Source organism: Mycobacterium sp. NGS62 (genome assembly GCF_059812285.1).
This window is the reverse complement of record NZ_JCALCK010000036.1, coordinates 1-4,047: the sequence shown is the minus strand read 5'-3', so window position 1 is coordinate 4,047 and position 4,047 is coordinate 1. Positions and strand designations below refer to the sequence as shown.

The 4,047-nt window shown below is 64.5% G+C and carries 3 protein-coding genes and 2 pseudogenes; 3 read left to right on the top strand and 2 right to left on the bottom strand.

Features of this window, described 5'->3' with window-relative positions; genetic code table 11:
- Positions 1-181: 181 nt before the first annotated feature.
- The 3 genes and pseudogenes from AC5Y49_RS24440 to AC5Y49_RS24430 form a co-directional block, all read left to right on the top strand.
- Positions 182-426 (top strand): annotated as a pseudogene (locus AC5Y49_RS24440) (IS3 family transposase); the annotation flags it as partial.
- A gap of 645 nt (positions 427-1,071) precedes the next feature.
- On the top strand, positions 1,072-2,523 hold the full coding sequence (gene ltrA / locus AC5Y49_RS24435; protein WP_499891960.1) for a group II intron reverse transcriptase/maturase: 1,452 nt from the start codon (positions 1,072-1,074) through the stop codon (positions 2,521-2,523).
- 108 nt (positions 2,524-2,631) lie between these two features.
- A pseudogene (locus AC5Y49_RS24430) lies at positions 2,632-2,892 on the top strand (DDE-type integrase/transposase/recombinase); the annotation flags it as partial.
- Positions 2,893-2,986: 94 nt separating this feature from the next.
- Here the strand turns inward: AC5Y49_RS24430 and istB are convergent.
- Complete coding sequence (gene istB / locus AC5Y49_RS24425; RefSeq protein ID WP_499891959.1) at positions 2,987-3,772, bottom strand: IS21-like element helper ATPase IstB; 786 nt, start codon at positions 3,770-3,772, stop codon at positions 2,987-2,989.
- On the bottom strand, positions 3,769-4,047 hold a 279-nt coding region (locus AC5Y49_RS24420), incomplete at its 5' end, for a hypothetical protein (protein ID WP_499891958.1). The genes istB and AC5Y49_RS24420, both read right to left, overlap by 4 nt.

Here is a 4,047-nt window from a genome sequence, read left to right as displayed (position 1 = left end):
TCGTCGAAGGCGAGTCCTACCGGCAACGCCAGAAGCCGCGACCCAAGAAGGCGGTCCCTCCGACTCCGTCGGATTGACCGCCAGCCACCCAATCAGCGACCATCAACGCACGGCCTAAAACCGGAACAACCCGGTCCCATGCTCATGGCCAACCGGTGGTCCCATCACCCTGGCAAACGACAAGCTCTGGGAGGACAACTACTGCGTCTACGGGGCGCGCAAGCTGTGGAAAACAGCACGTAGGGCCAGCCATGATGCGGGCGAGATCAGGTGGCCCGGCTGATGCGTGCCGCTGGCATCGAAGGCGTGCGGCGCGGCAAACGAGTCCGCACCACCAAACCCGACCCGGCCGCGCCGCGTCACCCGGATCTGGTCGGGCGCAAGTTCACCGCAACCGCTCCGAATCAACTGTGGGTCACGGATCTGGTGCGCCGCGAGGCGCTGTTTGACCGAGTGGAGGTGAGAGACCACCAGTTTCTCGCTGTCGCAGCAGCGGGTTGAAGCTGAGGGCAGCCTGATCCCTGGGACGGGGGTGAGGGTGGACAGCGGCCCTGACAACGACGAGTCGTGCCAGAACTGCCAGATGGTGCGGGCTCGGCTAGCAAGACGGAGAGGTATACGTGAGGAACCAGTGTCTGAACGCCCCTCAAGTGCACCCACCAGCCCCGAACCTGGCGGACATGGGCTGGGTCGCACCGCGTACCCATCTGGCTGAGGTCTCCGCGTCTGGCTTGGCCGGGTGTGGTTGGCCAGGTGGGGAACTCGCGGATCGGAGAATGTCGTCGGTTCGGGAGGCCATGGTGAAGGCCTGCGGCGTAGCCATGGCGATGGTGCAGGGGCATAGCTGGATGCCGATCCCGTCGAACGGTCAACAGTGAACGCGGGAACCCTGCCGCGGGCCCCATTCCGCATCGGGCAGCCTGCTCGGGCTGGGTGGGAAGGTCCGTCGCCGACTGATGCCGGCGGCAGGGGGCGGAGAGCTCGTAGTAGTCGGAGGCCGGGAAAGCCGGTCACAGGGCGAAGGGGCTCAGTTTGATTGCGCAGCAACCAATGCATGTGAAGGAGCCACCGGTGAATACGGGTGATTCGTGGTCAGCCGAGGTCGTCGTTGACACGATGTGGGCATGGCACCGAGTACTTGCGATGCAGACGAAGCTGCACCGTTGGGCGACGGCCGATCCCGGCCGTCGGTTCGATGATGTGTTCAACCTCGTCTACGATCCTGCGTTCCTGCTGGCAGCGTGCGACCGGGTACGGGGTAACAAGGGCGGTCGCACTGCCGGTGTGGATGGGGTCGTTCCCCGTTATGTCCCCGCCGACGATGTGACCGAGATGCTCGCCGAGCTTCGCCAGCAGGTGAAGACCGGTCAGTTCGCGCCACTGCCGGTACGAGAACGCCGAATTCCGAAGGCGAACGGAAAGACTCGCTCGCTGGGAATCCCGACGATGACCGACCGGATCATTCAGGCGTCCTTGAAGCTGGTGCTGGAGCCGATCTTCGAGGCCGACTTCGAACCCAATTCCTACGGGTTCCGGCCACGACGACGAGCCCAGGATGCGATCGCCGAGATTCACTACTTCACGACGGGCAACCGCTCCTACGAGTGGGTGTTCGAAGGTGACATCAAGGCGTGCTTCGACGATATCGACCACACCGCGCTGATGGCGCGCGTGCGTTATCGGATCGCCGATAAGCGTGTGCTGGCGTTGATCCGCTCGTTCCTGAAGTCGGGCGTCCTCACCGAGGACGGTCTCAACAGGGGTACCCGCACCGGCACCCCGCAAGGTGGAATTCTTTCACCGCTGCTGGCCAACATCGCCTTGTCGGTGCTGGACGAGCACTTCACCGCGAAGTGGGAAGCGCTCGGACCGTACTGGACCCGCGCCAAGCATCTGCGGGCCGGGGGCGCGGTGATGAAGCTCATCCGCTATGCCGATGACTTCGTCGTTCTCGTCCGCGGACCCCGCGCGCAGGCCGAAGCGTTGTTCGGCGAAGTGGCCACAGTGCTGGCTCCGATGGGTTTGCGCTTGTCGGAGGAAAAGACCCACCTGACCCATATCAATGACGGGTTCGACTTCCTGGGCTGGCGCATCCAGCGCCGGACTTGGCAGGGACGCGGCGGGACCAAGAGAACGGTCTACACCTACCCCTCGAAGAGATCTCTTGCTTCGATCAAGGAAAAGATCCGTGTCTTGACCCGCCGGAACGCTCATCGCACGCTCGCAGATCTGCTGCGTCGGCTCAACCCGGCCATCAGAGGCTGGTGCACGTACTTCCAGCATGGGGTATCCAATCGAACCTTCTCCTACGTCGATCACTTCGCCTTCTGGCGCATCGTCGGCTGGCTGAAGAAACGCCACCCCAAACTCAACGTGCACACCGTGATCCGCCGCTACCTGCCCGCCTGGCACATCGCGGCGGATGGTATCGAGTTCTTCCGCGCACCCACGGTCCCCGTGACCCGGTATCGCTACCGAGGAACCCGTATTCCGAATCCATGGACGAGCGTCCCCGCGGCATAAATCAAATGGAGAGCCGGATGCTCAGGAATGGGCACGTCCGGTTCGGAGGGCGGGCCGGGGAAACCCACCAGCTGCAAAGCCGACAGGGCGCCCCGGTCCGACCCCTACACGTTCGTCCCGACCTGGGCCGGGGTGGCCTATGTCTGCTTCATCGTCGATGCCTACTCCCGGATGATCGTCGGGTGGCGGGTAGCGTCCCACATGCGCACCGCCATGGTGCTCGACGCGTTGGAGATGGCCCGATGGTCACGTGGAAACACGTTGTCCGGCTTGACATGTCACTCCGATGCCGGATCGCAGTTTACGTCCATCCGCTATGGCGAACGGCTCGCTGAGATCGGCGCGGCGCCCTCGATCGGCTGTCAAGGGACATGAAGAACTGCCCAGTGGCGGTCATGAAAACTGCCCGGTGGTGGCCATGAGATCTGCCCACTCGCGGCCACCGGACGTGCCCCCGGCGTAGTTAGGTCAAGGCGTTCACCCCCTTGCCGGCCATGGCCTGGGTGAGTCGCACGCTTTCCCCACTGGTTTGGCAGACGTGTGCGTGGTGCAAGAGCCGGTCGACGGTGGCTGTAGCCATGGTCTTGGGCATCAGCTCATCGAATCCGGCGGGATGAAGGTTGCTACTCAACGCGATCGAGCGTTTCTCGTAAGCGGCATCGACGAGCCGGTAGAGGCCCTCGGCGGCGTCGGCGCCCACCGAGAGCAGCCCGATGTCATCGACCTCGATCAGATCGGCGCGCAGGATGCGGCCGATGGCCTTGGTGACGGTGTCGTCGGCGCGGTGGCGACGTACCAGCGCACCGAGTTGTTCGAGGCTAAACCACGCCACGTGCATCCCGGCTTCGACGGCTTGTTGGCCGAGGGCTTCGAGCAGAAACGTCTTGCCGGTGCCTGATGGCCCGCAGACCACCAGGTTTTCGCGGCGGTGGATCCATTCCAGGGTGCGCAGTGCGGACTGGGTGGGTGCCGGTATCGACGACAGCGTCGGGTCCCAGCCGGCAAAGGTTTTGCCGGTGGGAAACCCCGCACGGGTTCGGCGGGTTGTCAGTGCGGAGCGGTCCCGCCCGGAAACCTCTTCGGCCAGAAGCGCTTTGAGCACTTCGCCGGGGTCCCAACGTTGCGCTTTCGCGGTGGCCAAAAGCTCGGGGGCCGCACGGCGGATATAGGGCAACCGCATCCGCTTGAGTAGGCGCTCCAACTCGGCATCTAGTGGCGGCGCCGAGGGTGTGGGTGTGGCGGTGCTCATGGCTGGCCCCGATCCCCGTCGAGTAGCGCGGCGATGCGCTCGGCGATGTGGGTGGCGAACCACGCGGTCTTGTCGGGCGTGCGGTAGCCGCCGAAAAACCGGGCGAAGTCAGCGCGGGTGTGCTCGTCGGCGTCCTGCAGCCAGCCAGCGAGCTCGCCGATCAGCCACGCCCACTCGAACAGTTCCCCGGCCGCCACGGCGACCAGCTGGTCTGGATCATCGGCACCGTCGGTGCTGAGCAGGATCGATGCGCTCTTCGATGAGATGTCTAGGTA

Excerpts from the sequence above, each read along its gene's own strand:
- istB (WP_499891959.1), bottom strand. The coding sequence starts at position 3,772 with ATGAGCACCGCCACACCCACACCCTCGGCGCCGCCACTAGATGCCGAG.